Annotated in this window: 30 protein-coding genes, 1 other RNA gene, 1 riboswitch and 1 other annotated feature (1 of these 33 only partly in view); of the genes, 3 read left to right on the forward strand and 28 right to left on the reverse strand. The window is 36.0% G+C overall.

Annotated elements, in window-relative coordinates; genetic code table 11:
- Positions 1–142: 142 nt before the first annotated feature.
- Together groL and groES are read right to left on the reverse strand one after the other, a co-directional pair.
- A complete protein-coding gene (groL, locus tag LAB100_RS03480) occupies positions 143–1777 on the reverse strand; it encodes a chaperonin GroEL (RefSeq protein WP_119325900.1) in 1635 nt (544 codons plus the stop codon).
- Between the two features lie 60 nt (positions 1778–1837).
- Positions 1838–2122, reverse strand: a complete 285-nt coding sequence (gene groES, locus LAB100_RS03485) for a co-chaperone GroES (protein ID WP_119325899.1) — start codon at positions 2120–2122, stop codon at positions 1838–1840.
- Positions 2123–2265: 143 nt separating this feature from the next.
- Between groES and LAB100_RS03490 the strand changes: the two genes are divergently transcribed.
- Positions 2266–2892 (forward strand): CPBP family intramembrane glutamic endopeptidase, encoded by a 627-nt coding sequence (locus LAB100_RS03490; protein WP_119325898.1) that lies wholly within the window; start codon positions 2266–2268, stop codon positions 2890–2892.
- A gap of 122 nt (positions 2893–3014) precedes the next feature.
- Here LAB100_RS03490 and LAB100_RS03495 read toward each other — a convergent pair whose 3' ends face one another.
- The 3 genes from LAB100_RS03495 to LAB100_RS03505 form a co-directional block, all read right to left on the reverse strand.
- Entirely contained in the window at positions 3015–4295 is a 1281-nt protein-coding gene (locus LAB100_RS03495; protein WP_119325897.1) for a cation:dicarboxylate symporter family transporter, read from the reverse strand.
- 282 nt (positions 4296–4577) lie between these two features.
- Positions 4578–5546 carry a mannose-6-phosphate isomerase, class I gene (gene manA, locus LAB100_RS03500; protein ID WP_119325896.1) on the reverse strand — a complete coding sequence of 323 codons (969 nt, stop codon included), beginning with the start codon at positions 5544–5546 and terminating at the stop codon, positions 4578–4580.
- Positions 5547–5565: 19 nt separating this feature from the next.
- The gene (locus LAB100_RS03505) at positions 5566–6216 is read right to left on the reverse strand and encodes a redox-sensing transcriptional repressor Rex (RefSeq protein ID WP_119325895.1); all 651 of its coding nucleotides are present in this window, start codon (positions 6214–6216) and stop codon (positions 5566–5568) included.
- Between the two features lie 139 nt (positions 6217–6355).
- On the opposite strand from LAB100_RS03505, the gene abc-f reads away from it, so the two are divergent.
- Both abc-f and LAB100_RS03515 read left to right on the forward strand, forming a co-directional pair.
- Positions 6356–8272: a ribosomal protection-like ABC-F family protein gene (gene abc-f, locus LAB100_RS03510; protein ID WP_119325894.1), complete on the forward strand. Its 1917-nt coding sequence runs from the start codon at positions 6356–6358 to the stop codon at positions 8270–8272.
- Positions 8273–8956: 684 nt separating this feature from the next.
- Complete coding sequence (locus tag LAB100_RS03515) at positions 8957–9808, forward strand: DUF368 domain-containing protein (RefSeq protein WP_119325893.1); 852 nt, start codon at positions 8957–8959, stop codon at positions 9806–9808.
- A 33-nt stretch (positions 9809–9841) separates the two neighbouring features.
- On the opposite strand, the gene LAB100_RS03520 is transcribed toward LAB100_RS03515, so the two are convergent.
- The 23 genes from LAB100_RS03520 to rplJ form a co-directional block, all read right to left on the reverse strand.
- The gene (locus LAB100_RS03520; RefSeq protein WP_119325892.1) at positions 9842–10552 is read right to left on the reverse strand and encodes a hypothetical protein; all 711 of its coding nucleotides are present in this window, start codon (positions 10550–10552) and stop codon (positions 9842–9844) included.
- 130 nt (positions 10553–10682) lie between these two features.
- Positions 10683–12026, reverse strand: a complete 1344-nt coding sequence (locus tag LAB100_RS03525) for a PFL family protein (protein ID WP_119325891.1) — start codon at positions 12024–12026, stop codon at positions 10683–10685.
- A 9-nt stretch (positions 12027–12035) separates the two neighbouring features.
- Complete coding sequence (locus tag LAB100_RS03530; protein ID WP_119325890.1) at positions 12036–12302, reverse strand: ACT domain-containing protein; 267 nt, start codon at positions 12300–12302, stop codon at positions 12036–12038.
- A gap of 179 nt (positions 12303–12481) precedes the next feature.
- Positions 12482–13504 (reverse strand): tRNA (adenosine(37)-N6)-threonylcarbamoyltransferase complex transferase subunit TsaD, encoded by a 1023-nt coding sequence (gene tsaD / locus LAB100_RS03535; RefSeq protein ID WP_119325889.1) that lies wholly within the window; start codon positions 13502–13504, stop codon positions 12482–12484.
- A 10-nt stretch (positions 13505–13514) separates the two neighbouring features.
- Complete coding sequence (gene rimI / locus LAB100_RS03540) at positions 13515–14054, reverse strand: ribosomal protein S18-alanine N-acetyltransferase (RefSeq protein WP_119325888.1); 540 nt, start codon at positions 14052–14054, stop codon at positions 13515–13517.
- On the reverse strand, positions 14029–14751 hold the full coding sequence (gene tsaB / locus LAB100_RS03545; protein ID WP_119325887.1) for a tRNA (adenosine(37)-N6)-threonylcarbamoyltransferase complex dimerization subunit type 1 TsaB: 723 nt from the start codon (positions 14749–14751) through the stop codon (positions 14029–14031). The genes rimI and tsaB overlap by 26 nt, the downstream gene beginning before the upstream one ends.
- Positions 14752–14814: 63 nt before the next feature.
- Positions 14815–15342 carry a folate family ECF transporter S component gene (locus tag LAB100_RS03550; protein WP_119325886.1) on the reverse strand — a complete coding sequence of 176 codons (528 nt, stop codon included), beginning with the start codon at positions 15340–15342 and terminating at the stop codon, positions 14815–14817.
- A gap of 56 nt (positions 15343–15398) precedes the next feature.
- Positions 15399–15494, reverse strand: a riboswitch (THF riboswitch).
- A 62-nt stretch (positions 15495–15556) separates the two neighbouring features.
- Entirely contained in the window at positions 15557–16300 is a 744-nt protein-coding gene (locus LAB100_RS03555; RefSeq protein WP_119325885.1) for an acyl-[acyl-carrier-protein] thioesterase, read from the reverse strand.
- A gap of 2 nt (positions 16301–16302) precedes the next feature.
- Positions 16303–17172: a 16S rRNA (cytidine(1402)-2'-O)-methyltransferase gene (gene rsmI / locus LAB100_RS03560; RefSeq protein ID WP_119325884.1), complete on the reverse strand. Its 870-nt coding sequence runs from the start codon at positions 17170–17172 to the stop codon at positions 16303–16305.
- Positions 17173–17190: 18 nt separating this feature from the next.
- Positions 17191–17556 carry an initiation control protein YabA gene (locus LAB100_RS03565; RefSeq protein ID WP_119325883.1) on the reverse strand — a complete coding sequence of 122 codons (366 nt, stop codon included), beginning with the start codon at positions 17554–17556 and terminating at the stop codon, positions 17191–17193.
- An 11-nt stretch (positions 17557–17567) separates the two neighbouring features.
- Entirely contained in the window at positions 17568–18521 is a 954-nt protein-coding gene (locus tag LAB100_RS03570) for a DNA polymerase III delta subunit-related protein (RefSeq protein ID WP_119325882.1), read from the reverse strand.
- A gap of 2 nt (positions 18522–18523) precedes the next feature.
- Positions 18524–18850, reverse strand: coding sequence for a cyclic di-AMP receptor DarA (gene darA / locus LAB100_RS03575; protein WP_119325881.1), 327 nt, complete (start codon positions 18848–18850; stop codon positions 18524–18526).
- 3 nt (positions 18851–18853) lie between these two features.
- Complete coding sequence (gene tmk, locus LAB100_RS03580) at positions 18854–19504, reverse strand: dTMP kinase (protein WP_119325880.1); 651 nt, start codon at positions 19502–19504, stop codon at positions 18854–18856.
- Between the two features lie 607 nt (positions 19505–20111).
- A complete protein-coding gene (locus LAB100_RS03585) occupies positions 20112–20399 on the reverse strand; it encodes a YaaL family protein (RefSeq protein ID WP_119325879.1) in 288 nt (95 codons plus the stop codon).
- Position 20400: 1 nt separating this feature from the next.
- Positions 20401–21000, reverse strand: a complete 600-nt coding sequence (gene recR, locus LAB100_RS03590; protein WP_119325878.1) for a recombination mediator RecR — start codon at positions 20998–21000, stop codon at positions 20401–20403.
- On the reverse strand, positions 21000–21308 hold the full coding sequence (locus tag LAB100_RS03595; protein WP_218019146.1) for a YbaB/EbfC family nucleoid-associated protein: 309 nt from the start codon (positions 21306–21308) through the stop codon (positions 21000–21002). The genes recR and LAB100_RS03595 overlap by 1 nt, the downstream gene beginning before the upstream one ends.
- Positions 21309–21341: 33 nt before the next feature.
- Positions 21342–23063 carry a DNA polymerase III subunit gamma/tau gene (gene dnaX / locus LAB100_RS03600; RefSeq protein ID WP_119325876.1) on the reverse strand — a complete coding sequence of 574 codons (1722 nt, stop codon included), beginning with the start codon at positions 23061–23063 and terminating at the stop codon, positions 21342–21344.
- A 72-nt stretch (positions 23064–23135) separates the two neighbouring features.
- Positions 23136–23236: signal recognition particle sRNA small type (gene ffs / locus LAB100_RS03605), an RNA gene on the reverse strand.
- A gap of 36 nt (positions 23237–23272) precedes the next feature.
- Positions 23273–23749: a nucleoside deaminase gene (locus tag LAB100_RS03610; RefSeq protein ID WP_162894165.1), complete on the reverse strand. Its 477-nt coding sequence runs from the start codon at positions 23747–23749 to the stop codon at positions 23273–23275.
- A gap of 1 nt (position 23750) precedes the next feature.
- Entirely contained in the window at positions 23751–24065 is a 315-nt protein-coding gene (locus LAB100_RS03615) for a hypothetical protein (protein WP_119325875.1), read from the reverse strand.
- A 43-nt stretch (positions 24066–24108) separates the two neighbouring features.
- Positions 24109–24711 carry a class I SAM-dependent methyltransferase gene (locus tag LAB100_RS03620; RefSeq protein WP_119325874.1) on the reverse strand — a complete coding sequence of 201 codons (603 nt, stop codon included), beginning with the start codon at positions 24709–24711 and terminating at the stop codon, positions 24109–24111.
- Between the two features lie 70 nt (positions 24712–24781).
- On the reverse strand, positions 24782–25150 hold the full coding sequence (gene rplL / locus LAB100_RS03625; protein WP_057867318.1) for a 50S ribosomal protein L7/L12: 369 nt from the start codon (positions 25148–25150) through the stop codon (positions 24782–24784).
- A gap of 39 nt (positions 25151–25189) precedes the next feature.
- Positions 25190–25693, reverse strand: a complete 504-nt coding sequence (rplJ, locus tag LAB100_RS03630) for a 50S ribosomal protein L10 (protein ID WP_119325873.1) — start codon at positions 25691–25693, stop codon at positions 25190–25192.
- Between the two features lie 49 nt (positions 25694–25742).
- Positions 25743–25836: a sequence feature (ribosomal protein L10 leader region), on the reverse strand; it runs 26 nt beyond the window's last position.

Below are 25836 nucleotides of genomic sequence, written 5' to 3' on the forward strand. Positions count from 1 at the left end.
GAATCCTCTGACTCTTATCTATATCCCAATATCAAAATAGAGAACCCAACAATATCATGTTCTCTATTGACTAATGGTAGAAAAAAAGGAATCATACCATTAAAGTATGATTCCTCAATTATTTTCATATTTGATGTACTAATTACATCATACCGCCCATTCCGGCAGCTGGGTTACCAGCGGCTGGAGCAGCAGGTGCAGCATTCTTATCAGGTTTGTCAGCAACAACAGCTTCAGTTGTCAACAATAGTGATGCAACACTAGCAGCATTTTGTAGAGCTGAACGTGTTACCTTAGTTGGATCAATGATTCCGGCATCAACCATGTTTTCCCACTTGTCAGTAGCAGCATTGAAACCAATTTCGTTATCTTGATTCTTAATGTGTTCAACGATAACTGAACCTTCGTAACCAGCATTTTCAGCGATTTGACGTAGAGGTTCTTCAAGAGCACGAGCAACGATATTAATACCTGTTTGGACGTCTCCTTCTTCTTTAAGAGCAGTAACCTTGCCAAGTACATTCATCAAAGCAGTACCGCCACCAGCAACGTAGCCTTCTTCAACAGCGGCACGTGTAGCATTTAGGGCATCTTCAATTCTGTATTTACGTTCTTTCAATTCAGTTTCAGTAGCAGCACCAACTTTAACAACAGCAACACCACCAGCAAGTTTTGCTAGACGTTCTTGAAGCTTTTCTTTGTCAAAGTCAGATGTTGATTCACTGATTTGCTTCTTGATTGTTTCAACACGTTCGTTAATAGCATCCTTGTTACCTGAGCCTTCAACGATTGTTGTGTTATCTTTTGTAACAGTAACCTTACCAGCTTGACCTAATTGATCCATTGTTGTGTCTTTTAGTTCAAGTCCAAGGTCAGAAGTAATAACTGTACCACCAGTTAATGTAGCGATATCTTCAAGTTGTGCCTTACGACGGTCACCAAAACCAGGAGCCTTAACAGCAACAACGTTGAATGTACCACGAATCTTGTTCAAAACAAGTGTTGGTAGAGCTTCACCATCAATATCATCAGCAACGATCAATAGTGACTTACCTTGTTGAACGATCTTTTGTAATAATGGCAAGATATCTTGAATATTTGAGATCTTCTTGTCTGTGATCAAAATGTAAGGATTATCAAGATCTGCTTCCATCTTGTCGTTATCTGTAACCATGTATTGTGAAATGTATCCACGATCAAATTGCATACCTTCAACAACATCTAGAGTTGTATCGATACCCTTTGATTCTTCAATTGTGATAACACCGTCGTTACCAACTTTTTCCATGGCATCAGCGATTAATTTACCAGTTTCTTCACTAGCTGATGAAACTGAAGCTACTTGAGCAATATCATTCTTGCCTGAAACTTTATGTGAAATGTTGTGAAGTTCTTCAACAGCTGCGTTTGTAGCCTTTTCGATACCAGTTCTGATACCAACAGGGTTAGCTCCGGCTGTAACGTTCTTCATACCTTCTTTAACGATTGCTTGTGTCAAAACAGTAGCAGTAGTAGTACCATCACCAGCAATGTCATTTGTCTTTGAAGCAACTTCAGAAACAAGTTTTGCACCCATGTTTTCGAAGTGATCTTCTAGTTCAATACTCTTAGCGATTGTAACACCATCATTTGTGATCTCTGGTGAACCATAACTCTTTTCAAGAACAACATTTCTACCCTTAGGACCAATTGTTGTCTTAACTGTATCAGCTAGTTTATTAACACCGTTCATCATCTTTGAACGTGCATCTTCTGAAAATTTAATTTCTTTAGCCATTAATTTTCACACTCCATAATCTAAAATATTTTTCTCTTGTTTATCTTTTTCTATTTTTAATTAGTCAACGATTGCCATGATATCTTTTTCATGAAGGATTAAATATTCATTGTCTTCATACTTAACTGTTGAGCCTGCATACTTGTCAAAAAGAACCTTGTCACCCTTCTTAACGTTCATAGGTAATTTCTTACCATCATCAGCAACTAAACCATCACCGACGGCAACAACTTCAGCTGTTTGTGGCTTTTCTTTAGCGTTGTTTGCCAAAACAATGCCACCGACTGTCTTTTCTTCTTCTTTATCGACTGTTACAATGACTCTATCTCCAAGTGGTTTTAACAATTTAAATACCTCCAATATTATTACTTCTACGTTTTTTTAACTCTTTTAGCACTCAAACATCTCTTGTGCTAATCACAAGTTTTATATTAACATTATATTGTGAAGTTGCAAGTATTTACCTTTAAAAAATTTCGGAGGAAATCATGTCTTACCAAAAAAATCAATTTTTCACACTGTTAACCTACATCTTGCTCTTATCTTTAGGGACAATCTTATCTACACTATCCATCACCGGTTCAGTTTATTTTCTAACTATTACTCTTGGTGCTATGGTCGCAACTGGAGTAATGATCTATTTGGTCAAACAAAGTGGTCCTAATGAATTTGAAGAGAAAACTTCTTTGAATCATGATTTACAGTGGATCATCTTGGGAACAATTGGAGCCATTGCTCTTCAATACGCAATTGGTTTCTTGGATCAGCTTCTATTTCATGTCAGCACTACTTCGCAGAATACTTTAGGATTATTACTTATGGTTAGAGAATATCCATATTACTTTATCTATGTAATGATTGCTGCACCGATCATGGAAGAAATTATTTTTAGACGTGTCTTCTTTGCCAATCTGATCAAGCCTACGAACGTTTATATCGCAGCTATAATATCAGCAGCCTTGTTTGCTATTATGCATCAGGACACCAGATTTTTGGTTTATGTGGCAATGGGACTTTGGTTCTCATTTGTTTACTACAAATCAAAGAATATTTACGTCAGTGCCGGAAGTCATTTAATTATGAATGCCATTGTTTTAACAATATCTTTAGGATAGAAAATACCCATGTAGCAGCCATTATTGGTCACTACATGGGTATTTTTTTGTTACTGGGAATTGAACAATGTTCGATTCCGTTTTGTGTGTTTAAATCGTTTTTATACTACGAGGAGTGCTTATTAGTCTCCACGTTTGTAGCTAGCAACGTACTTCTTTCGTTTATCCTCATCAAATTCATGTTCACTTTTAGCAATAATAACTGTTGCTAGTGAATTACCGACAACGTTAACAGCAGTACGTCCCATATCTACCAGACGGTCAATCCCGGCAATGAAGGTCAAACCTTGCATTGGCACACCGATAGTTGAAACTGTGGCTAGTAGCACAACGAACGATGCTCCGGGTACTCCGGCCATCCCCTTAGATGTTAACATCAATACAACAACAAGGGTAATTTGTTGTCCTAGGGTTAAATGAATATTGTAAGCTTGTGCCAAGAATAAGGCAGCTAATGATTGATAAATAGCAGATCCATCAAGATTAAACGTATATCCAGTTGGAATAACAAAGGAGACAATACCTTTAGATGATCCATAGTTTTGCATTTTTTCCATCATTTTTGGCAAAGCAGCTTCAGAGCTAGCTGTTGTAAAGGCCAAAGTTACTTCGTTTTCAATAATTCTAAACATTTCATAAAATCTAACATGGAACAAATGTCCTACAGCTGCCATCACAACGAAAACAAAGAATGCCATGGTTGCGTAGGCAATTATAATAAATAAAGCTAACGGTTTAAGTGAATTAAAGCCCATTTCACCAACAGTAACACCGATCAAAGCACAGACACCAATTGGTGCTAAACGCATAACCCAGTTAGTTACTTTGAACATAACATTGGCAACGGCATTTAAAGTATCAACAATAATTTTGCCTTGTTTACCAATCGAAGCAGTTCCTAAACCAAATAGAACCGAGAAGAAAATAATTGGTAACATATCGCCCTTACCAAGTGAGGCAAAAATATTAGTTGGGATAATACTCATTAGAATTGACCAAATACCCGAATGTTTGGCTGTCTTAGCAGTTGCTGTATATTGACTAATATCCGAACCTTTTAGACTGTGAATATCAATATATGTACCGGGATGAGTAACATTAGCCACGATAATACCAATAATAATCGCTAATGTAGTCATGATTTCAAAATAAATTAAAGTCTTTAATCCAATTCGACCTAACTTCTTGATATCACCCATATTGGCAATACCAACGGTCAAACAAGATATAACAATTGGTAATACGATCATTTGGATCATGGAAATAAACATGGTACCAATATTCTGCATTACTTGAATAGCAGCCTTATTCTGATAGAATACCTGCCCCAAAACAATACCTAGGATCAAACCAATAATGATTTGCCATCCTAGACTGACTCGAAAAAATCGTTGTCTTTGCAATTTTAAGTCCCCTTTGAATTAACTTATCTCCAATTATAGAAGATTTTTCATCAAATTGGAAAATGATAGCGGTTGCAAATTAAAATATTTTTCATTTTATTAATTAAGACGAACATTTTTAATGTATAACGAAATTGTTGTTCTACTTTTGCTTGGATTTTGAATAAAAAAATACAGAATATACGGATTTATTTTTCCGACATTCTGTATTTTAGAATTATATTTAAGAATTTGATTAGAATTTCTTGTTTAATTTAAAGAGTTTCTCACCAAGATCTTGGCTTATTCTTCTCCAGATTCTGAAGCAATAATATCCAAATCTCCTGACAAGGTCCATTCATTAACTGTTGCTGGAACAATCAAATGAACCCCTTTCTTCAAATCATAATCTTTTCCATCAACAGTGATCTTACCTTCACCATTAAGAACTGAGATCAAAGTATACTTACCAATTTGGTGTTGTAGTTGAACGGGTTCTTTAATTTCCCAATGATAAACTGAGAAGAATGGTGAAACTGGTGGTTGAACGAAGGTTGTAAATTTATTCTTGCCAACTTGTTTTGATTCAATATTTAATTTTGGATCTTTATGAGGAACTGTAATTGTATCTTCTGATTGTTTAATGTGAAGATCACGTTTCTTACCAGTTGTCTTATCAACACGGTCGTAATCATATAAACGATAAGTTGTATCACTACTTTGTTGTGTTTCCAAAGCCATGATTCCCTTATTCAAGGCATGAACTGTACCACTTGGTACGTAATAGAAATCACCAGTCTTAACGGGAACCTTTCTCAAAAGATGTTCCCAGTCGCCAGATTCGATCATCTTATCCAATTCAGCCTTATTTTTAGCATTGTGACCATAGATCAAGTATGAACCTGGTTCAGCGTCAATAATATACCAGCATTCTGTTTTACCTAATTCGTGTTCATGTTCTGCAGCGTAAGCATTATCAGGATGTACTTGAACTGATAGGCTAGCTTCAGCGTCCAAAATTTTTGTTAAAAGTGGGAAGACTTTGCCCTTAGGATTACCGAATAGTTCACTATGGTTCTTCCATAGATCATCAACATATTGTCCAGCAAATTCACCATTTTCAACTTCTGATCTACCATGTGGATGTCCTGAAATGGCCCAACATTCACCAATACTACCCTCAGGAATGTCATAACCAAATTTGGTTTCTAGTTTTCTGCCGCCCCAGATTTTTTCGTGGAAGACTGGCTTTAGAAATAATGGTTCACTCATAAAAATTTTCCCCCAAAAATTAATTATTTTCTTCTGTCATTGACTTATCGCGGTCTAAAAAGAAGATCAAAGTTTGCAATTCATTTGCCAAATCGACATAGTGAACGCGAATACTACTTGGAACATTGATAATAACCGGTGTAAAGTTTAAGATTCCACGTACGCCAGCATCAGCCAACTTGTCAGCTGTTGTCTGTGCAGCATTTGAAGAAACTGTCAAAATGCAGACATCAATCTGTTGTAGATTAAGCTGTTCCTTTAGTTCACTAATATCATAAACCGGAACCCCACTCTTAACTGTCCCAACAATTTCTTTATTAATATCAAAAGCTGCCGCAATTCGAACATTATTTGTTCGAGAAAAGTTATAATTTAGTAAGGCGTTACCTAAATTACCGACACCAACTAAAGCTACATTGGTACGCTTATCTTGATTCAATAGTTTCTTAAAGAATGCTACTAAATCGTTTACATCATAGCCATAACCACGTTTTCCAAGTGCTCCTAAATACGAGAAGTCACGTCTAATTGTAGCACTATCTATTTTGACCCCTTCTGACAATTCACCAGAAGAGATTTTTTTTGTGCCCTCGTCTTTTAGAAACTGGAAGTAGCGATAATAAATTGGTAAACGCTTTATTGTTGCGTTTGGAACTGTTGTTTTTGTCATAATTTACCACCATATGTGTGTCTTTTCACTAACATTCATAGTAAATAAAAATCACCAAAAACGCAATACGTTAATTCCTATAAAGGCATAAATTATTAATTAATGATAAAATTGTGAATAAGATAAAGGAGTTATTAACTTGATTTTATTACAAGCACAAAATATTACGAAAAACTTTGGAACAAAAAAACTTTTTTCCAATGTGAGCTTCGAAGTCCAAGACAATAGCCGTATTGGTTTGGTCGGTCGAAACGGAGTTGGAAAATCAACTCTACTCAAAATCATCTCTGATCAAGAGAGTTATAACGATGGCAATATTGCCCTCAAAAAAGATACTAATATTGGTTATTTGGCTCAGGATTCTGGTCTAAATAGCGACAGTGAAATTTTTTCTGAAATGGAACACGTTTTTGACTATCTTAAAGAACAAGAAAAACGTATGCACTCTTTAGAAGAAAAAATCGCTGATCCTAGTACTGCCGACTATGACAATATTTTGAAACAATATGACCAATTGCAAAATACTTTCCGTCAAGAAAATGGCTACGGCTACCAATCTGAAATTCGTAGTGTCCTCAAGGGATTTGGCTTTGACGAAAATGTTTGGCACAACAAGATCTCTACTCTTTCTGGTGGTGAGAGATCTCGTTTGGCAATGGCAAAAATGCTACTAGAACATCACGATATTCTTTTACTTGATGAACCTACTAACCATTTGGATATCAATACTGTTGAATGGTTGGAAAGTTATCTTAAAGGTTACCGTGGTGCTTTAGTTATTGTTTCCCATGACCAATATTTCCTTGACAAAGTTGTTACTGAAATTGTCGAGATTAATCAACATTCTTCAACACATTACTCTGGCAACTATACTTTCTATCTTCAAGAAAAGAAACGTAATCAAGAAGTAGCTTGGAAACATTATGAAGAACAACAAGCCGAGATCAAGAAGACTGAGGAATACATTCAAAAGAATATTGTTCGAGCTTCCACGACTAAAATGGCTCAAAGTCGTCGTAAAAAATTAGAACACATGGACGTCTTGGACCGACCAGGAAGTGATCAGGATTCAGTCCATTTCTCATTTGATATCGACAAGGAAAGTGGCAACGATGTTTTACTAGTTAAAAATGCAGCCATTGGATACGACGATCAAATTATGTCAGAGCCAATTAACTTAGACGTAAAAAAAGGTGAACGTGTTGGTATTATTGGTCCTAACGGTATTGGTAAATCAACCTTCCTCAAATCTATCTTAGGAAAAATTCCAATGATTAAAGGAACTTCCCAATTTGGTGCCAACGTTCAAGTGGGATACTACGATCAGAACCTAAAGGGACTTGATCCTAAAAAAGACGTTCTTCATGAAATTTGGGATATTTATCCCCGTTTAGATGAACAAATCATCCGTAAAAGATTGGGTGCTTTCTTGTTCAGTGGTGACGATGTTCTTAAACCAGTAGCAGGATTATCTGGTGGCGAAAAGGCTCGGTTAACTTTGACTAAATTGTCTATGGAAAATGACAACTTCTTAGTAATGGATGAGCCTACTAATCACTTGGATATTGATAGTAAAGAAGTTTTAGAAGATGCCTTGAAGAACTTTGCTGGTACAGTTCTCTTCGTTTCCCATGATCGTTACTTATTGAATACCTTAGCCGATCGAATCGTTGATATTGGTAAACACGGCAGTAAAATTTATCTCGGTGATTACGACTATTACGTTGAAAAAACTACTGATAAACCTACTGAAACTGAAGCTGAGCAAAACGTTTCTAATGTCAGTGAGAAGAAAATGCAGTATCAACAATCTAAGGAACAACAGAAACAAGAGCGTAAATTACGCCGTCAAGTTGAAGACTTAGAAGCTCAGATAGCTGAACTAGAAACTAAGAATGCCGCTATTCAAAAAGAAATGGTTAAAGATGAAAACCTTACTTCTTACAGTAAACTAGCTGACCTTCAAAAAGAACTTGATGAAAACAAAGCTCAACAAGACAAAATTGAAGAAGCATGGACTGAAAAATCAATCGAATTAGAAGATTTCAATAATTAGTGGACTTTATAGGTCCACTATTTTTTTATCTCATTACTCAAATTCGGGTACACCTAATACCTACTAGGTTGATTAAAGGATGCCGTCGTCCGTAAAATCTCTGTGGACGTTGGAACGTGGTGGACACAACTTGGAGCCAATGAAGTTCACATTGTCTTCAAGATTGGTCTTGTTCTAAGTGGGTTCCCCACTAAGAACAATTTCACCACTGAACATCCACAGAGATTTCACTCCCGACTAGTTTTTGATTTCTAATTACTAGCAATTAGATTTACAGTATTGGAATTATTCCGTTCCATATAACCAAATAGAGACACCAATATTCTAACCAAAAGGACAATCAATGCCTATTAAAAATTCTAATATTATCTTGAATACTCAATAATACATTGCCCTTACTTTTATTATTGAGAGCCAAAAAAATGATACACGAGTCCGGAGCAACAAAGAAAATGGGCTCAGTAGTGAAATTCTACTTAGTGGTTTACCACTTAGTAGAAGGCCGAGATTTGAAACAATTACGAACTTCAATTGGTTCAAATTCGTGCCCACTACGTTCCAGCCCAGTTTTCTTTGTTGCGGAGGACGGCAAGTTTGTATGAGATTCGTTCTGTTTTTTTGTTTTTATTGCCTAAAAACATTTAATTTGTTAACTTGAATTAAAAGACTTTTAATGAGGGTTCTATGAAAACAAAACAAGATAATTTTTTAGTCAGATTTATCAAAGGGATGGTCATTGCTTTAGGTTTCATTCTCCCCGGAGTTTCTGGTGGCGTTCTAGCTGCCATTTTAGGAATCTATGAACGAATGCTTAGCTTCATGGCTCATATTAGAAAAAATTTCAAACGCGATTTTCTATATTTTCTACCCGTAGGAATCGGTGGAATAGTTGGAATTGGTGTTTTATCAAAACCACTAGAGTATTTGCTAGCAAATTATCAAATGATCGTTCTTTGGGGATTCGCTGGTACAATCATTGGAACTCTCCCCACTCTGCTGTATGAATCAACTTCTCAAACAAAAAGGGATCGCATTGACATAGCTTGGTTCTTGGGAATTTTAATCGGCGGTGGATTATTTCTCTTCTTCATGAGTGAAATTTTTGGAACTATTCCGGCTAACTTCTTCGGTTTCATTATCGCCGGGATCTTAATTGCTTTAGGAGTTTTAGTCCCCGGTCTTAGTCCTTCAAATCTATTGATTATTTTGGGACTTTACACACCAATGCTAAAGGGATTTAAGAATTTCGATCCTATGATTTTTATTCCTATTGCTATCGGTGGAATCATTTCAATGCTGACTTTCTCCAAAGCGATGGAAAAATTAATTCAGTATCATCATTCGCGTGTTTATCACTTTATCTTAGGTATTGTTTTAGCTAGTACCATTTTGATTTTGATACCAAGTCCTTATTCAGCTGAAAGTATCACTTACCAAAATGCTACGATGATTGATTGGTCATTAAGTATTATCTTCTTCCTCATTGGTCTTATTCTTGCCTTCTGGATGAGTAAACTGGAAGATCGTTATAAGTAAAAGAGCAGCATCTCCTAAGAGATACTGCCCTTTTTATTTCTTCAAATATTCATTTTTTATTTTATAAGATGTCGCGATTTGATTATCCTTAATTGGCTGAATGGAATCGGAATATTGGCTTTCAAATGTAGCGTTGTCTCCAGCTTTCAAAGCTTCGATTCCTAAGAGATCTTGGTAATGGAATACTTGCTTCATCGTAAACTTATTACCTGACATTAACCCCAAAATCGGAAAATCTTTAGTCTGTTCAGAAATAAAATGCATTACATTAGAAAAATTAATTTCGGGATTATTCTTAGTATTTATTGCATAATCTGCCACTGCTGGATTTTCAAATTCAAAATCAATCGGATCACTTAAACCACTGTCCCATGATAAATTCCAAATTTGTTTTTCCTGATTAAACTTAATACGATACCACGATTCAAAATTCATTGACGAGAATCCATCTTTGGCGGATTCAAAGACTACTGCTATGTAATTATAAATCTGGGCTCCATTTTCAGAAAATACATTGATAAATGGAATAAAAATATGATTTTCATCAATTACTGTATCAAAATCCAATAGTTTTTCTTTAACGTAATTCTTGATATCCGCAAAAGTCGAATCTCGTTTTTGAACATATTCCGAGGTAGGTATCTCGTAAACGTGGTTTCCGTTATTTAAAGTTTTAGTATAAATATTATCTGTTTGATCATCATACTTTAAAATAACGTATGAAATTTTTGTTTTGCTTTTCATTAATACACCTCACATACTTTGTACCACAAATTCCTCAAATGTATAACAGGTTTTCTAAAAGAATTGCCTTCTAATTGGATTATAATTCTTTGCAACAAAAAATACCGATATTTCTATCGATATTATAGTTTTAATTTTTAAATGAATGAATTGGTGCTGGAATACGACCACCACGATGAATAAATGCGGCAGGACTATTAGTGTTGACTGCCATTACTGGAGCTCTTCCAAACAATCCCCCAAATTCAACCTCATCTCCAACTTTTTTGCCAGTAGCGGGAATGATTCTAACAGCAGTTGTCTTATTGTTGATAACTCCGATAGCAGCCTCATCAGCAATCATACCACTGATAGTTTCAGCCGTAGTGTCACCAGGAATCGCAATCATATCTAATCCAACTGAACAAACAGCTGTCATGGCTTCAAGTTTTTCGATGTTCAAGTTGCCTGCTGTAACTGCTCGAATCATTTCAGCATCTTCTGACACCGGAATAAAAGCTCCTGACAAACCACCAACGTGCTCACATGCCATGACGCCACCTTTTTTAACCGCGTCATTTAGCAAAGCCAAGGCCGCCGTTGTCCCGGGAGCACCGACACTTTCCAACCCAATTTCTTCCAAGATCTCAGCCACAGAATCCCCTTCGTTAGGCGTTGGAGCCAATGAAAGATCAACGATACCAAACGGTACTCCTAGAGCCTTAGAAGCAATATTTCCAACGAATTGACCCATTCTAGTTACTTTGAAGGTCGTCTTCTTGATTGTTTCTGAAACCACATCAATTGGTTGTCCTTTAACTTTTTCTAAAGCATTCTTTACTACTCCTGGACCACTGATTCCTACGTTGATTACACAATCAGCCTCACCAACACCATGAAATGCTCCCGCCATAAAAGGATTGTCCTCAACCGCATTAGCGAAGATAACCAAACTCATACAGTTAACTGGATCGACTTTTGCCAAATCTTTAACGACCGTTCCCATTTTTTGAACTGCATCTAAATTGATACCTGAACGAGTTGAACCAACGTTAACTGAACCACAAACACGACTAGTCTCAGTTAATGCTTGAGGAATAGAATTGATCAGCTTAGTATCTCCAGATTGATAACCCTTCTGTACCAAAGCTGAAAAACCACCAATTAAATCAACACCCAATTCAGCAGCAGCCTTATCCATTGTCCTAGCGTAAGCAACATAATCCTTATCATCAGAAGCCGCTGCCACCAAAGATATCGGTGTTACCGAAATACGCTTGTTAACGATAGGAATACCATATTCTGATTGAATCTGATTTGCTACTTTAACCAAGTCCTTAGCCTTAGTCATTAATTTGTTATAAATCTTTTGACGAGCCTTTTTTCCATCGCTATCAATACAATCTAACAAGGAAATACCCATTGTTATTGTCCGAATATCCAGATTTTCCTCTGAAACCATCTGGATTGTTTCTAAAATTGAATTAGTTTCCATGACAGCCTCCTAAAGTTTTTGAATCGCATCAAAAATTTCTTCACGTTGAATCCGAATATTCAAACCAGTCGTTTTACTCAAATCACTAAGACTATTTTGAACAACTTCAAATTTAGTGGCATCGTCCCATGTCACCATCATCATCATCGTAAAGTTATCATGCATTAAAGTTTGAGAAATATCGATAATATTAACATTTAATTCAGCCAATCTCGTAGAAACCTTAGCTACGATACCAACTTGGTCATGACCTAACACTGTCAGAATTGCTTTCATAGTGAGCCCTCTTCTTTCAAAAGTATTGTGATAATCATATACGATGATTTTTGTTTGGGCAATAGGTTGTTGGTTATATTTGGAGATAAAAATAACCCTAGATTGTTTTATCTAGGGTTAAAAATATTTCATTATTTTAAATGAGTTACACAAACCAATTTCTTGGTTTATTCCGCTCTCTATTCCATATCAAAGTCTAAACTAGGATCAGCATTCAAATCCAACTCAGCAAAGTCACCTTTATCATATTGAATTTGAGCCATTGCACCGATCATAGCGGCATTATCACCACAAAGACGTAATGGAGGGAAAACCAATTCCATATCCAAATTACGTTGCTTGATTTCGGCAGCCAAGCGTGTACGCAATCCCTGGTTAGCAGAAACTCCACCACCAACAATCAATTGCTTAACTGGATGTTGTTTTAAAGCACGGAAAGTCTTGTTACTCAAGATATCCAAAACTGCTCCTTGGAAACTAGCAGCTAAATCATCCTTATTTAATTCTTCATGAACTTGATCAGCATGATGAACAGTATTGATAAAGGCACTCTTCAAACCACTAAAACTGAAGTCTAAGTTGTCTTCTTGAACCATTGCCCTTGGGAAATTAAATGTATCCTTTCCAACAGCGGCCATTTGATCGACTTTTTTACCAGCTGGATAGTTGATACCTAAGACTCGTCCTATCTTGTCATAGGCCTCACCAACAGCATCATCACGTGTATCTCCCAGAGTATGGAAAACTCCTGGAGCAGTAACTAAAACAAGTTCAGTATGCCCTCCAGAAACTAGTAAAGCCATAAATGGATATTGCAATTCAGTCACAAAATTTGCGGAGTAAATGTGTCCTGCCAAATGATTAACTTTGATCAATGGCAAATTGTGAGCAAAAGCAACTGTTTTAGCGGCCATGATACCAATCAACAATGAGCCAACCAAACCGGGACCATAAGTCACAGCAACAGCGTTCAAATCATTATAACTAACTTTAGCTTCATCCAAAGCTAAATTAATACACTTAGTGATTTCTTCAACGTGATGACGACTAGCTACTTCTGGCACTACTCCTCCAAAACGTTGATGGCTTTTTATTTGTGTTGCAATGATATTAGACAAGATTTCCTTACCATTCTTAATAACTGCAACAGACGTTTCATCACAACTACTTTCAAATGACAATATTAATGTATCTTTTTTCAAAATATTCTCCTCACAAGTCAACCATCATTTCTAATGCATCGTGATGATTTCTAAAATAATACTTTTTATGTACTGTTTTAACTTTGAATCCAAAAGCATCGTAAAGAGCTATTGCCGGCTCATTAGCTACGTCTACTTCCAAAGACATTTTTTTATAATCTCGGGCACGACAATAATCAAACGCCTGGTTCAATAAAAGATGACCAATTCCCATACGGTGATAATCCTCATGTACAGCCAAATTAGTTATATGTGATTCCTCTTTGTCACTCAACGAAATACCGATAAAAGCAATCACTTGATCTGTATCAACTAACGATAAATAAAGAGCCTTTTTGTTAGCTATCTCCATTTGAACAACATCAATAGGCCAAGGTACTGGTATCGGATAAATTGTTTCTTGAATCTTCATATACTCAACAGCATCTTTTTGAACAGCTTTTCTTAAAGTAAATTTCTGATCTTCAATCGTTACTAATTTCTCTTCAAAATCAAATTTCGCAGTCCCTTTAGAAAATAACTGCTTAAACTTCTTCAACATAGGAAACATTGCCGTCGTCCTTATGTCCCTTGGCATACCAATCATGTTCTGCTTGTGTTAAACGCAAATACGTTGGTATAAAGTCATCAATATCTGACACGGGCTTATTAGTTTCAGCTAATTGAGCTAACTTAGCTGCATCTGGCAATGAATTTTCACTAGTGATAATTTTGGAATTTGGAAATTGATTTTGAATTAATTCTTGCAACCTAGGTGTGGCATTAATGAATTCCAATTGATCTTCGTTATATTCCTTCAATGATTCAAACAACTTTTCCATTGAAGTATGGTGATCACCAATAATGCTGACAAACTTATCACGTGAATTTTGATAAACTCCCGCAAAGGCATTATCATTTCTAGCATCCATTAAAGGTACTAGAATATGTGCTTTATCGCCATTAGCCGCTAGTAGTTCCAAACTAGAAACTCCAACTAGTTTCTTGGAAAGAGTGTCAGCTAAAACTTTGGCAACTGTAACAGCGATTCTCACGCCAGTATACGAACCAGGACCTTTAGCTACAGCAATCAAATCAATATCATTTATATCCAAATCAGATTGTTCTAACGCCTTTTTTATATCTGGTAGAATCGTTACACTATGGGTTCTTTTTTCGGTCGATTCAAGATGTGCTAAAACCTTGCCGTCGACTACAACAGCAACGGATAGCGGTTTATTCGATGTATCAAACGCTAATATTTTCATACTTATCCCTCATTCTTAATAGAACCTATTCTAACACAGAATTTTAAACAAAAAAAAACCGACCTATCGGCCGATTTTATTAAACTTCGAATTGTCAATCCATTTAAGGACGATATATAAAAGACCAGTTTGGTAAACCAAGCTGAATGCCTCTTTTGTAAGTCTTGGTATTAACAAAGCAACATATGGAACGTTAGTCATCATGTGAATCCACAAAGTGTTCAACCCTGTATTAACTATCACCGTGATCAACAAAACCGTCAAGAAACTTCTCAAGATAGTTACCTTATGGTTGTGCAACATATAACCATAAATAACTCCGGCTATTAAAGCCGAGAAAGTAAATCCTAAGAAGAATCCACCACCTGATGGCATCACTACGTTACTAATAACGTCAGCAATGACATTAGCGATAGCTGCTTTGAAAGGTCCAAAATAATAACCCAATAATCCTATCGCCAGAAAACTAAATCCGACTTTCATGATATTGCTACCAATTGATAGTTTAGATAAAACCATCTGCATGGCGATCAACAATGACATCCAAGTTACTTCTTGAACGCTTATTACTGTACTTTTACTACTGTTCATAATCGACATCTCCTCAAAGGAGCTGCCACCAGATATAGGCAAAGAAACATATATAAAGTGGCGAATGCGGAAACAAGATCGCGAGTAAAGCTCTTTGTCCGATGTTCACATTCCGTTCCATCAGCACTTAACGCCTTGAATCCTACCCCAAATTTTTTAAGTACTCGTCTATAATAGCACTATTTTTTCTTTGTACAAGTAAATTGTCTGCAAATTATTTATCTTCCCAGTCAAATTGAGCGATAACGTTCAGAACGTCACCATTCTTTATCCAATGAATAGATTTATTATTCGTATTATCCAATTTGGCAAATGAAGTCGGTTCACTATGTGTATTTAATTCTTTTTCATATTTAATATCCATACTCTTAATACGATGATTAGCAATATAATCCATTTCTAACGTATCAACCATCCAATCGAAATAATATGAATTATTAACATGTTTATTAACATCAATATTGTAATAACCAATATGTTGTAACTGTTGAAAATCAAAAGTATCGGGAACTTTTAAACGATTAAAACGTTTCAATTTGCTTGTTTCTTCGGCTCCAAATTTGTTTTCCAATCTATCACTAGCACTAACGATCTTACGTGCTTTGATATCAATAAGGACAAAGGCACTTTGAGCTGTAACCATTCGATTACCATTTTCATCGTCGATCCAAAAATCACGATAAAAGAAATACTTATTATAACTAGTTGCTTGTGTTGTTACTTTTAATTTTTGACCCAATCTAGGCATTTGGTCAATATCCATATGATACTGTACAACGACCCAGCCTAAGCCATTGTTTTTTACCATTTCAGTACTATCAGCATCTGCTTGATGCAATTGCTTTTCAGAAGTTAATAACATCATATCCACTAAAGCAGATAAACGAATATCACCAGTGAAATTAACAAAATAGTAAGGTACTTCCATCTCCATGGAATAAGTTTTCTTCTCTGTCACTATTATTCCTCTCCGATTCCGTGATAAAGATTGTAGACTTCTTGTTTTTTAAGTCCATTTTGTGCCGCAACTTCTTTAATTGCCTTGTTAGGTTTTTGACCTTGAGCAATTAATTTATCCACTGTTGCGATTAAATCATCATCTGATTCGACCTGGGTAGTTTCTTCTGGTTTACCAGCAATAATCAAAACATACTCACCTTTAGGGTCGTTTTCTTCATAATACTCAGTTACTTGTTTCAAAGTACCACGCAAAAAGGCTTCATGGATCTTAGTCAACTCACGAGCTAAAGTAATCTGACGATCTTCACCAAAGTTTTCCATTAAATCTTGAATCGTTTTTTTAACTCGATAGGGTGACTCATATACAATAGTCGTTTCAGCACGATCAGCCAGATTATTCAAAGCCTCAGTCCGTTCTTTACCCTTTCTTGGTAAGAAACCATAGAAAGAAAATGGCTGTGGCGCAATACCAGAAGCAATCAAAGCTGTTACTGACGCAGTAGCACCTGGCAATGGAACCACTGGAATATCTTCCTTGATGGCCGCCTTAACTAACTCTTTACCTGGATCACTAATTGAAGGCGCTCCAGCATCACTAACTTGAGCAATCTTCATCCCTGCATTCATTTTTTCTATTAATTCTGGAATACGTTGAGCAGTATTATGTTCATGAAAACTTATTAATTCTGTTGGTATTTCAAAATGATTCAATAAATTCTTAGTATTACGAGTATCTTCAGCCGCAACCAAATCTGCCTCTTTTAAGGTGTTAACAGCTCGAAAAGTCATGTCCTCTAAATTACCAATTGGTGTTGGCACTAAAAAAAGGCAGCCCTTCGAATTATCAACAAAACTCCTTTGTTCTTTCATTCAAATAGCTCCCCTTATCTAATTAATCTTAACTTTTTTCTTTTTACCTTTATCTTTGCCGCCATAAAGGACGTTCGTACAAAAGATACATTCTTCTTTGTCTTTACGACGAGTGCCGTAGAATTGTTGACAAACATGGAATCCTTTGAGATATAATTTTTCCAAATTTAATCTTGAATAAGATAATTCATTTCCTTTGAAATCCTTATCCTCATAACCCATCTTTTCTAAATGCTTGCGAAGATTTTGATTCTCTATCTTCAACTCTTCTTTTTCTTCCAAAGTCTTAGATAGCTCTTCTTTAAGCAAAGAAACTTTTTTACTTATATCATTTAGTTGATTTGTGATTGTCTCAAATTCATCATATAAATCTTTCTCTGCCATGATTTCACCTACTAATCCACAAATTTTAATGACAAATCCTCTAATATAGCTTGGAACGATACATTACTTTTCCACATTTGTTCGGCTGTGAATAAGTCATCAGACATCTTAATAAGCCGTTTGATACTTTTATTTTCCAAGATATCCACAGACGTTAATGTTGATTTTTCTAAATTGTACCTAATTGATAATATATCACTAAAAATTTGATTCAACATGTCGAAAACCAAATGTTGTTGATCTTTATTCTCAATTAAAGGCATGATATCAGTCTGTACGTCGACAAAACAATTTATTTTTTGTTTATTAACTTCTTTCAACCAATTAATAATTGCACTAGTTAAAGATTGGTATTTATCACCAGAAATATTAACCAAATATTTAATATCAGTCAGTTGTAAAGCTTTTTGAGCCTGCTCGGCTTTGAAACCTTCCTTGACTAAACTGGCAATTTCATCCTCATTGCTCTTATTAGATAAATGGAAAATTTGAACTCGGGATTGAATAGTAGGTAAAAGTTGTTTAGCAGAATCGGCCAGTAGAATAATCATCAAATTACCCTCTGGTTCTTCAATAGTTTTCAACAAGTTGTTCGCTGCTTGAACTGTCATTTTCTCTGCTTCATCAATGATCAAAATTCTTCTCTTACCCTGAGTCGCAGCCATATTGGCTTCTTTTTTGAAAAATTTAATATCATCAACACCAATGCTCTGTTTCTCGGTCTTAATTTCTAAAACATCTGGGTTATCCCCCAAAGCAATTGTCTGACACTTTTGACAAGTCTGATCTGGAGCACCATCTTGCAAATTTTCGCAAAATTGACTTTGAGCCAACCAGATTGCCATTTGTTGTCTAATCTTAGATGAAGCATTATCGATCAAATAAGCATGCGACAACATGTTGGAAGAAATAATTTTTTGAAATTCATGAACAATTCTAGGTTGCTCTTTGAGTAAACTTTCCATTTTTAAAATCTCACGAATTTATCAACTGGCAAAATAAAGCAAGTAGCACCGCCAACTTGAACTTCAACAGGATCACTCAAACTTGAAGCGGCCTCTGGTAAAAGAAATGTTGGGGTTACGTATTGGGATCTTGTGTGACAAGTCTTTTTGATAACTTTCAAAGCGTCATCAACCTTTTCTTCTTCAACACCAATTAAGAACGTACAGTTACCTGCTTTCAAAAAACCACCTGTTGATGGCAATTGTGTAGCTCTGAATCCATCCTTGACGAGTTGTGTTTGTAATTGTTGACTATCTTTATCTTGAATAATGGCTACAATAAGTTTCATGATTTATTCTCCTTTGTTAAAAATATTGGGAAAACGATTAGTAATAACTTCCAACGCATCTTGAACTACTTTATCAGGAGTCTGTTCTGCGTTAATTTTTTTAATTCTAGTTGGATTTTGAGCAACTATTTCTTCATATGATTCATAAACACGGTCATGGAAACTAATAGCTTCTTTCTCCAAACGATCCATCGCACCCTCATGATCCTTTTTGATTCGTGACAGACCAATTGACGGTGAAACGTCAAAGTAAATTGTTAAGTCCGGTAAATGACCATCAATAGCAAAATCATTGATCTCGGCTACTTCTTTTGTTCCAATTTGTCGGCCACCGCCCTGATAAGCAATAGAGCTATCAACAAAACGATCACTCAACATAATCTTATTAGCTTCCAAAGTAGGCAAAATAACATCGATCAAATGTTGACGTCTAGCTGCAGCATACAATAAAGCTTCCGTTCTTGGATCCATTTCTTCATCATGAATATCCAAAATGATTTTTCTGATTTTCTCAGAAATGGGACTACCACCGGGTTCTCTGGAAAGAACGATCTCTTGATCAGTCTTTTTTTGCAATAGTGGCATTAGTTTATTAAGAGCCGTAGTTTTACCAGCTCCGTCTGGTCCTTCAAACGATATAAATATTCCTGACATGTATAATCTCTCCTAAATGATTACTACTATTTTACTTGAAATCTCGAAGAAATGAAACTTTACGTCTTGGGTTATTGAAGGATTCCGTCCTCCGCAACAAAGAAAATTGGGCTGGAACGTAGTGGACCGACTTGGAGCCTTTCGGCTTCGCCAACAGTCTTCAAGCTCGGTCTTCTACTAACCTCACTACGTGAGCTAAGTAGAATTTCACTACTGAGCCCATTTTCTTTGTTGCTCCGGACTAGTATATTACTTTGCTAATTAGTTATTTTTTAACTTAGAGATTAAAAATATTCAGAGTCTTCATTATAATTCAATTGAATTATTATACAGAAAAAGCACCCACCTTAGAGTTGATAATCCACACATTCCTGCGTATCAAAAACTCCAGATAGATGCCATTTTTAATTTTATATATCTAATCAAGCCAACAGATACACTAGTTCGGAACAACAAGCTCGATGGGCTCAGTAGTGAAATTGTCCTTAGTGGGTTTCCCAATTAGGACAAGGCCAGTATTTGAGATAATGCGAACTCCATTAGCTCAAATCTGTGCCCACTACGTTCCAGCCCAATCGAGCTTGTTGTGGAGAACGGCATCCTTTAATTACCAGTGCTTTTCAGCACGACTTGGTTGTTTCAAGAAAGTATCTTCATCACCAAAGATAATATTGGTTGTTGCTTTAGCCTTGGCCTTTCGGCGTCTTGCTTCTAAATATAAAAATTGATACTTCAATTGATCTAATTTGAGATGAATTCTTGTTGTATCATCCACATCAACTGAATTATTGATCATTCTCTGAGTATTACCGATTCTTTGTTGAATCTGGTGGATATTGTCTAAGAGGCGATCATCTTCCATTTTTTGGACGGAAACTTTTTTTCTACCAAACATGTTAAATCTCCCTGCGACCTAGAACGGCACTCTTCAACGTCATTTCGTCTGCATATTCAATATCAGATCCAACGGCCAATCCATGCGCTAGTCTAGTTACTTTTATTCCTGCTGGCTTAACTAATTTGGCCAAATATTGAGCAGTTGCTTCTCCTTCAGGAGTTGCGTTTGTGGCAATAATCAACTCTTTTACCTTTTGATTTTCCTTCAAACGATTCAACAACAACTTAATATTCAAATCCTCTGGGCCAACCCCATCAACTGGCGATAAGACCCCCCCTAGCACATGATACAAGCCATTATAGCCATTCATATCATCTAATGACATAATGTCTTTGGCTTGTTCAACCACTAAAATGATTGATTGATCACGACTCTTATCACTACAAATTGGACATATCTCATCAGTTGTTATATTTCCACAAATCTTACAAGTTTTGAGATCTGTCTTTGCAGAAATTAAATTTTCGGCAAACTCTTGCACTTGGTCTTTGTCCATTCCTAGTGTAAAGAAAGCCATTCTTGTAGCGGTCTTACGACCGATACCTGGTAGCATCATATAGCTATCGATCAATTTTGATATTGGTTCTGGATATTTCATTACATCAACCCGTTTGTGTATTTACCTAATTTAGATTGTTTGTCTTTGTCTACTTCTTCAAAAGCATTGTTTAAAGCATCGATCAACATATCTTGCAATGTATCAGGATCATCTGGATCAATGATTTTTTCACTGATTGTCATATCAGCAATCTTCTTTTCACCAGTAACTTTAACTGTGACAAAGTCATCAACTGACTTACCAGTATACTCTTTTTTATTTAATTCTTCTGTTGTTGCTTGAACTTCTTTTTGCATCTTTTGGGCTTGACGCATGATATTGGCCATGTTGCCACCCATTCCACCCATATTTGGCATACCTTTACTCATAATAATTCCTCCTTAGTCTTCTTTAATATCAACTATATCTTCACCAAATAATTTTACTGCTTCATCAACGGTGGGATCAGTTTTTTTAGTTTCTTTATTAGATTTTACCTTGTCTTTGTTATCTGAATCAATATTATTGTCAATATATTCTTTACGAATCTTTGGCCAATCGGCTTTAGGAACAAGAACTATCTGACAATCTTTCTTCATCAAACGACTGACGTTATCAGTCAACTCTCTCAAGAACTCACTATCATCTTGAACTTGTTCGAACCACATTGCATAATCAAAAGCTACCACAATTCCCTCAGGAGAAGCAGCTACTGGTTGTGCAACTCTCATCATAGCACGTTGCGATATTTCTAACATACTCATTAAATCAGGCCAAATGTCTTTAGCATTATTCAAATCACCCTTAGTGGCACTGCCCAAAACCTTGTAAATAGCCGTTTTATTCAAACGTGTATTGTTATTAGCTCGGTGATGCCCTTTAGGTTTAGCAGAAACTTGCTGTACTGGTGTTGCACCATTGGATAAATCTTTAACTTCACTCTGCAAATGAGAGATCTGATCACGTAACTTATCAATCTCAATATTTTCAACCTTATCATCATTACCAGTTGTAGTTTCTTCAGTTGTACTTGGAGTGACTTTAGGTTCACTGATCTTAACTGTTAAAATTTCCATATAAATATCTGTTTGATTGGAGTTCTTAAGATTCTTTTGTGTTGCACTAACTTGATCAACGATATAAAAGAGTCTCGAATTATCAAATTTATCAGCAATATCCAACAATTCTTGAGTCATCACTGAATTATCCATTTGTTTTGATAAATCAGAATTAGAATTATACAAAATCAAATTTCGACAAACTCGAATGATCATTTCTGTAAATCTTAGAGCTGAACGACCACTAGCTAATATCTGATACAAACTGGTCAAGGCCTCGGCAGGTTTATTGTCAGCAATAGCCGTCATATAGGAAACAATTTGTTCATTGCTTAAAGCTCCAGTAACTTCTTGAGCATTTTTCAATGTTAATTCATCATCGCCATATGATAAAGCCTGATCCAAGATACTTAAAGCATCACGCATTCCACCTTCAGCTGAAGCAGCAATGATATTCAAAGCTTCTTCATCATATTGGATATTCTTATCCTTTAAAATAAAGGTCATACGTTCCAAAATATCTTGACGAGATATTCTTCGGAAATTAAAACTTTGAGTTCTGGAAATGATTGTAGCTGGAATCTTTTGTGGTTCAGTTGTCGCCAAAATAAACATAACGTTTGCAGGTGGTTCTTCAAGTGTTTTTAGTAAAGCATTGAAGGCACCTTGAGAAAGCATATGAACTTCATCAATAATATAAACTTTGAACTTGGCTTCTGTTGGTGCATATTTAACTTTGTCTCGAATATCACGGATCTCTTCAACACCATTGTTAGATGCAGCATCAATTTCGATTACATCATTCAAACGATTCTCATTAGCAGCCAAACAAATTTCGCATTCATTACATGGTTCACCATCATGCGGATTAAGACAATTGACTGCCTTGGCTAGAATTTTAGCACAGGATGTTTTACCAGTCCCACGTGGGCCACTGAACAAATAAGCATGACTGGTCATATGACTAGCTACCGCATTGCGTAAAGTCTGGGTAATGACATCCTGGCCGATTACATCAGAAAAAGTTTGGGGACGCCAAACTCGATAAAGTGCTTGATATGCCATTTTTTCTCCTTCAAAAAAACTAATATGTAAATTTTAACACAAAAAAACTCCCAACCTTAATCAGATTGAGAGGTTAATAGACATAACAAAAGGCACATGACACACCTTACTTAGTGCTGCTTCCTTCCGGATCTGACACGATTTGTAAGAGCACCATTGCCTTATGGCCTTACGGCAATAACTATCATACTATAAATTAAATACTTTTGCTACTTTTTGCGGCGAATTTCTCGGAAAAAGTTCCTTAGCAAGTCCGCCGACTCCTCAGCTTTGACATTACTCAAAACACTTGGTTGGTGATTATAACGCGTTTCGGCCAAAAGATTATTAATAGAGCCAACTGATCCAGCTTTAGGGTCACTGGCACCAAAAATAACTTCTTCAATTCGACTATTAATTATCGCACCAGCACACATGGGACATGGTTCTAAAGTTACAAATAAGCTTGTATGTTCTAAACGCCAGCTACCAACTTTGGCACAAGCCGCTTCGATTGCAATAATTTCAGCATGCTTGATAGCATTTTGAGTTTCTTCTCGTTCATTTGAACCTCGAGCAATAACCTCTCCTGTCGTATTGTCCACAATAATACAACCAATAGGAACTTCTCTTCTGGTTTCAGCCTTTTTAGCTTCATCTAAGGCCAGATCCATATATTCATTTATTTTATCTTCTGAAAATATCATTTTAACTAATTAAGTTGGTTACTTTCTTCTCTAAGTATTTTGGAAAAACAGGAGCTTTTAATTTAAGTTGATCCTGTTTCTTTTTCAGTGTTTCTAAAATATCGATTAATTCTTTCACCTGGTCATCCGTCAAGGTCTCAACGAATTCCATAAGTTTTTCATTGCCATGTAAATATTTTTCAACATATGATTCTAATTCTTTTCGATCTTGTCGAATCGCTTTTTTCTTCAAAAGCTTAATCACAGAAGATACCGTAAAAATAGTTCCCGCTGTTAGAGCAGACAAAATTAAACCAATCATGATTTTTTTCTTCATAAGAAAACGCCTCCAAGATGAATATACCATATTCCGAAAATTTTTAAATTAATTTACTTTTCAAAATATAATATCCTTTATCACGAGTAACAACTTCAACATTGCCAAAGGTTTGTTCCATCAATTTTTTAGCTGACGGTGCACCTTGCTTCTTTTGCAATACGATCCATAATTCACCATTAGGTACCAAATAATCTTTAGAATCGGCCAATATTGACGTTACAACCTGCTTACCTGCTCGAACAGGAGGATTAGAAACAATCAAGGCATATTTACCAGTAACGCTCTTATAAGTATCAGACTCAAAAATATCTACGTTTTTAATTTGATTAGCTTGAGCATTCTTCTTTGCCAAATCAAGTGCTCGTAAATTAACATCGACCATTGTTACTTTACGATTAGTTTGATCTTTAGCTAAAGCCAAGCCGATAGGTCCATAGCCACAACCTACATCCAAAATATCTCCGTTAGGAATATTTTGAAAATCAATTGCTCCAATTAACACTCTTGAACCATAATCAACTGTTTGGCGTGAAAAAACTCCACTGTCAGACATAAAATCCAAATTGTGATCACGTAAAGTAAAATTAAAATTTTTAATTTCATGTTCTAAACTAGGATCATTCTCAAAATATTGATTAGCCATAATTTTCACCTTTCTATTTGAGGGTAAAAAAAAATCCTCTTACGAGGATTAATTTTATCATTAAAGTGAATTACTTCAATGTAACTGTTGCACCAACAGCTTCTAGTTTAGCCTTCATGTCATCAGCGTCAGCCTTAGCAACGCCTTCCTTGATAACCTTAGGAGCACCATCAACAAGGTCCTTTGAGTCCTTCAAGCCAAGTCCTGTGATACCACGAACTTCCTTGATAACCTTAACCTTTTCTTGACCTGCTTCTGTAAGTTCAACGTCAAATGAGTCCTTTTCTGCAGCAGCGTCGCCACCAGCAGCACCGGCAGCAGCAACTGGAGCAGCAGCCTTAACGTCAAATTCTTCTTCGATAGCCTTAACAAGGTCGTTTAGTTCAAGAATTGAAGCATCTTTTAAATCATCGATAATCTTTTGTGTATCTAAAGCCATTATTGTATCCTCCAAATATTATGAGTTTTTTTAAATTAATTAAGCTTCTTGTCCGTCTTCTTTATCTGCAACGGCCTTAACAACCATAGCAAAGTCGCGAACTGGAGCTTGTAATACAGATACCAACATTGATAGCAAGCCATCTCTGTCTGGTAATGTAGCTAATTCTTGAATTTCTTCAAGAGATGCAGCTTTACCTTCGATAATTCCACCCTTGATTTCAACGGCTTCAACATCTTTGGCAAATTTAGCGGCTACTTTAGCAGGTCCAACAGGATCTTCTTCTGAATAAGCAATAGCTGTTGGTCCAACGAAGAACTTCTCTAGACCTTCAACACCAGCTTTTTCAGCTGCACGTCTCAAGATTGTATTCTTGATAACTTGCATTGTAGCACCTTGTTCACGTAATTCAGCACGCATTTCTGTTGCTTGTTCAACAGTTAGACCTAAGTAATCAACAACGATTACTGATTTTGCGCCTGTTAGTTGTTTAGCAATTTCATCAACTTGTGCTTGTTTTTGTGCTAATACATCTTGCTTCATTATTACGTTTCACCTCCACAATTTTTTAGTTAATTTTCTACAAATACGGCTTAAAAAAATAAAATCTCTGTGCCCAAAGGACACAGAGATTAAGTGAAATAATCTTCTGGCCTCGGCAGGATATTAAGACTTTCATCACCTGA

The sequence above is a fragment of the Companilactobacillus musae genome, from assembly GCF_003967595.1.
GTDB lineage: Bacteria > Bacillota > Bacilli > Lactobacillales > Lactobacillaceae > Companilactobacillus > Companilactobacillus musae.

What these genes read in the sequence shown, in the direction of transcription:
- rplL (WP_057867318.1), bottom strand. Translation starts at nt 25,150, where the DNA reads ATGGCTTTAGATACACAAAAGATTATCGATGATTTAAAAGATGCTTCA.
- LAB100_RS03530 (WP_119325890.1), bottom strand. Translation starts at nt 12,302, where the DNA reads ATGAAAGCAATTCTGACAGTGTTAGGTCATGACCAAGTTGGTATCGTA.
- LAB100_RS03525 (WP_119325891.1), bottom strand. Translation starts at nt 12,026, where the DNA reads ATGGAAACTAATTCAATTTTAGAAACAATCCAGATGGTTTCAGAGGAA.
- LAB100_RS03610 (WP_162894165.1), bottom strand. Translation starts at nt 23,749, where the DNA reads ATGATATTTTCAGAAGATAAAATAAATGAATATATGGATCTGGCCTTA.
- manA (WP_119325896.1), bottom strand. Translation starts at nt 5,546, where the DNA reads ATGAGTGAACCATTATTTCTAAAGCCAGTCTTCCACGAAAAAATCTGG.
- tsaB (WP_119325887.1), bottom strand. Translation starts at nt 14,751, where the DNA reads ATGAAAATATTAGCGTTTGATACATCGAATAAACCGCTATCCGTTGCT.
- dnaX (WP_119325876.1), bottom strand. Translation starts at nt 23,063, where the DNA reads ATGGCATATCAAGCACTTTATCGAGTTTGGCGTCCCCAAACTTTTTCT.
- rimI (WP_119325888.1), bottom strand. Translation starts at nt 14,054, where the DNA reads ATGTTTCCTATGTTGAAGAAGTTTAAGCAGTTATTTTCTAAAGGGACT.
- rplJ (WP_119325873.1), bottom strand. Translation starts at nt 25,693, where the DNA reads ATGAAGCAAGATGTATTAGCACAAAAACAAGCACAAGTTGATGAAATT.
- LAB100_RS03490 (WP_119325898.1), top strand. Translation starts at nt 2,266, where the DNA reads ATGTCTTACCAAAAAAATCAATTTTTCACACTGTTAACCTACATCTTG.
- groL (WP_119325900.1), bottom strand. Translation starts at nt 1,777, where the DNA reads ATGGCTAAAGAAATTAAATTTTCAGAAGATGCACGTTCAAAGATGATG.
- LAB100_RS03505 (WP_119325895.1), bottom strand. Translation starts at nt 6,216, where the DNA reads ATGACAAAAACAACAGTTCCAAACGCAACAATAAAGCGTTTACCAATT.
- LAB100_RS03515 (WP_119325893.1), top strand. Translation starts at nt 8,957, where the DNA reads ATGAAAACAAAACAAGATAATTTTTTAGTCAGATTTATCAAAGGGATG.
- recR (WP_119325878.1), bottom strand. Translation starts at nt 21,000, where the DNA reads ATGAAATATCCAGAACCAATATCAAAATTGATCGATAGCTATATGATG.
- LAB100_RS03620 (WP_119325874.1), bottom strand. Translation starts at nt 24,711, where the DNA reads ATGGCTAATCAATATTTTGAGAATGATCCTAGTTTAGAACATGAAATT.
- LAB100_RS03565 (WP_119325883.1), bottom strand. Translation starts at nt 17,556, where the DNA reads ATGGCAGAGAAAGATTTATATGATGAATTTGAGACAATCACAAATCAA.
- rsmI (WP_119325884.1), bottom strand. Translation starts at nt 17,172, where the DNA reads ATGAAAGAACAAAGGAGTTTTGTTGATAATTCGAAGGGCTGCCTTTTT.
- LAB100_RS03615 (WP_119325875.1), bottom strand. Translation starts at nt 24,065, where the DNA reads ATGAAGAAAAAAATCATGATTGGTTTAATTTTGTCTGCTCTAACAGCG.
- darA (WP_119325881.1), bottom strand. Translation starts at nt 18,850, where the DNA reads ATGAAACTTATTGTAGCCATTATTCAAGATAAAGATAGTCAACAATTA.
- LAB100_RS03585 (WP_119325879.1), bottom strand. Translation starts at nt 20,399, where the DNA reads ATGTTTGGTAGAAAAAAAGTTTCCGTCCAAAAAATGGAAGATGATCGC.
- LAB100_RS03550 (WP_119325886.1), bottom strand. Translation starts at nt 15,342, where the DNA reads ATGAACAGTAGTAAAAGTACAGTAATAAGCGTTCAAGAAGTAACTTGG.
- LAB100_RS03570 (WP_119325882.1), bottom strand. Translation starts at nt 18,521, where the DNA reads ATGGAAAGTTTACTCAAAGAGCAACCTAGAATTGTTCATGAATTTCAA.
- LAB100_RS03595 (WP_218019146.1), bottom strand. Translation starts at nt 21,308, where the DNA reads ATGGGTGGAATGGGTGGCAACATGGCCAATATCATGCGTCAAGCCCAA.
- tmk (WP_119325880.1), bottom strand. Translation starts at nt 19,504, where the DNA reads ATGTCAGGAATATTTATATCGTTTGAAGGACCAGACGGAGCTGGTAAA.
- LAB100_RS03520 (WP_119325892.1), bottom strand. Translation starts at nt 10,552, where the DNA reads ATGAAAAGCAAAACAAAAATTTCATACGTTATTTTAAAGTATGATGAT.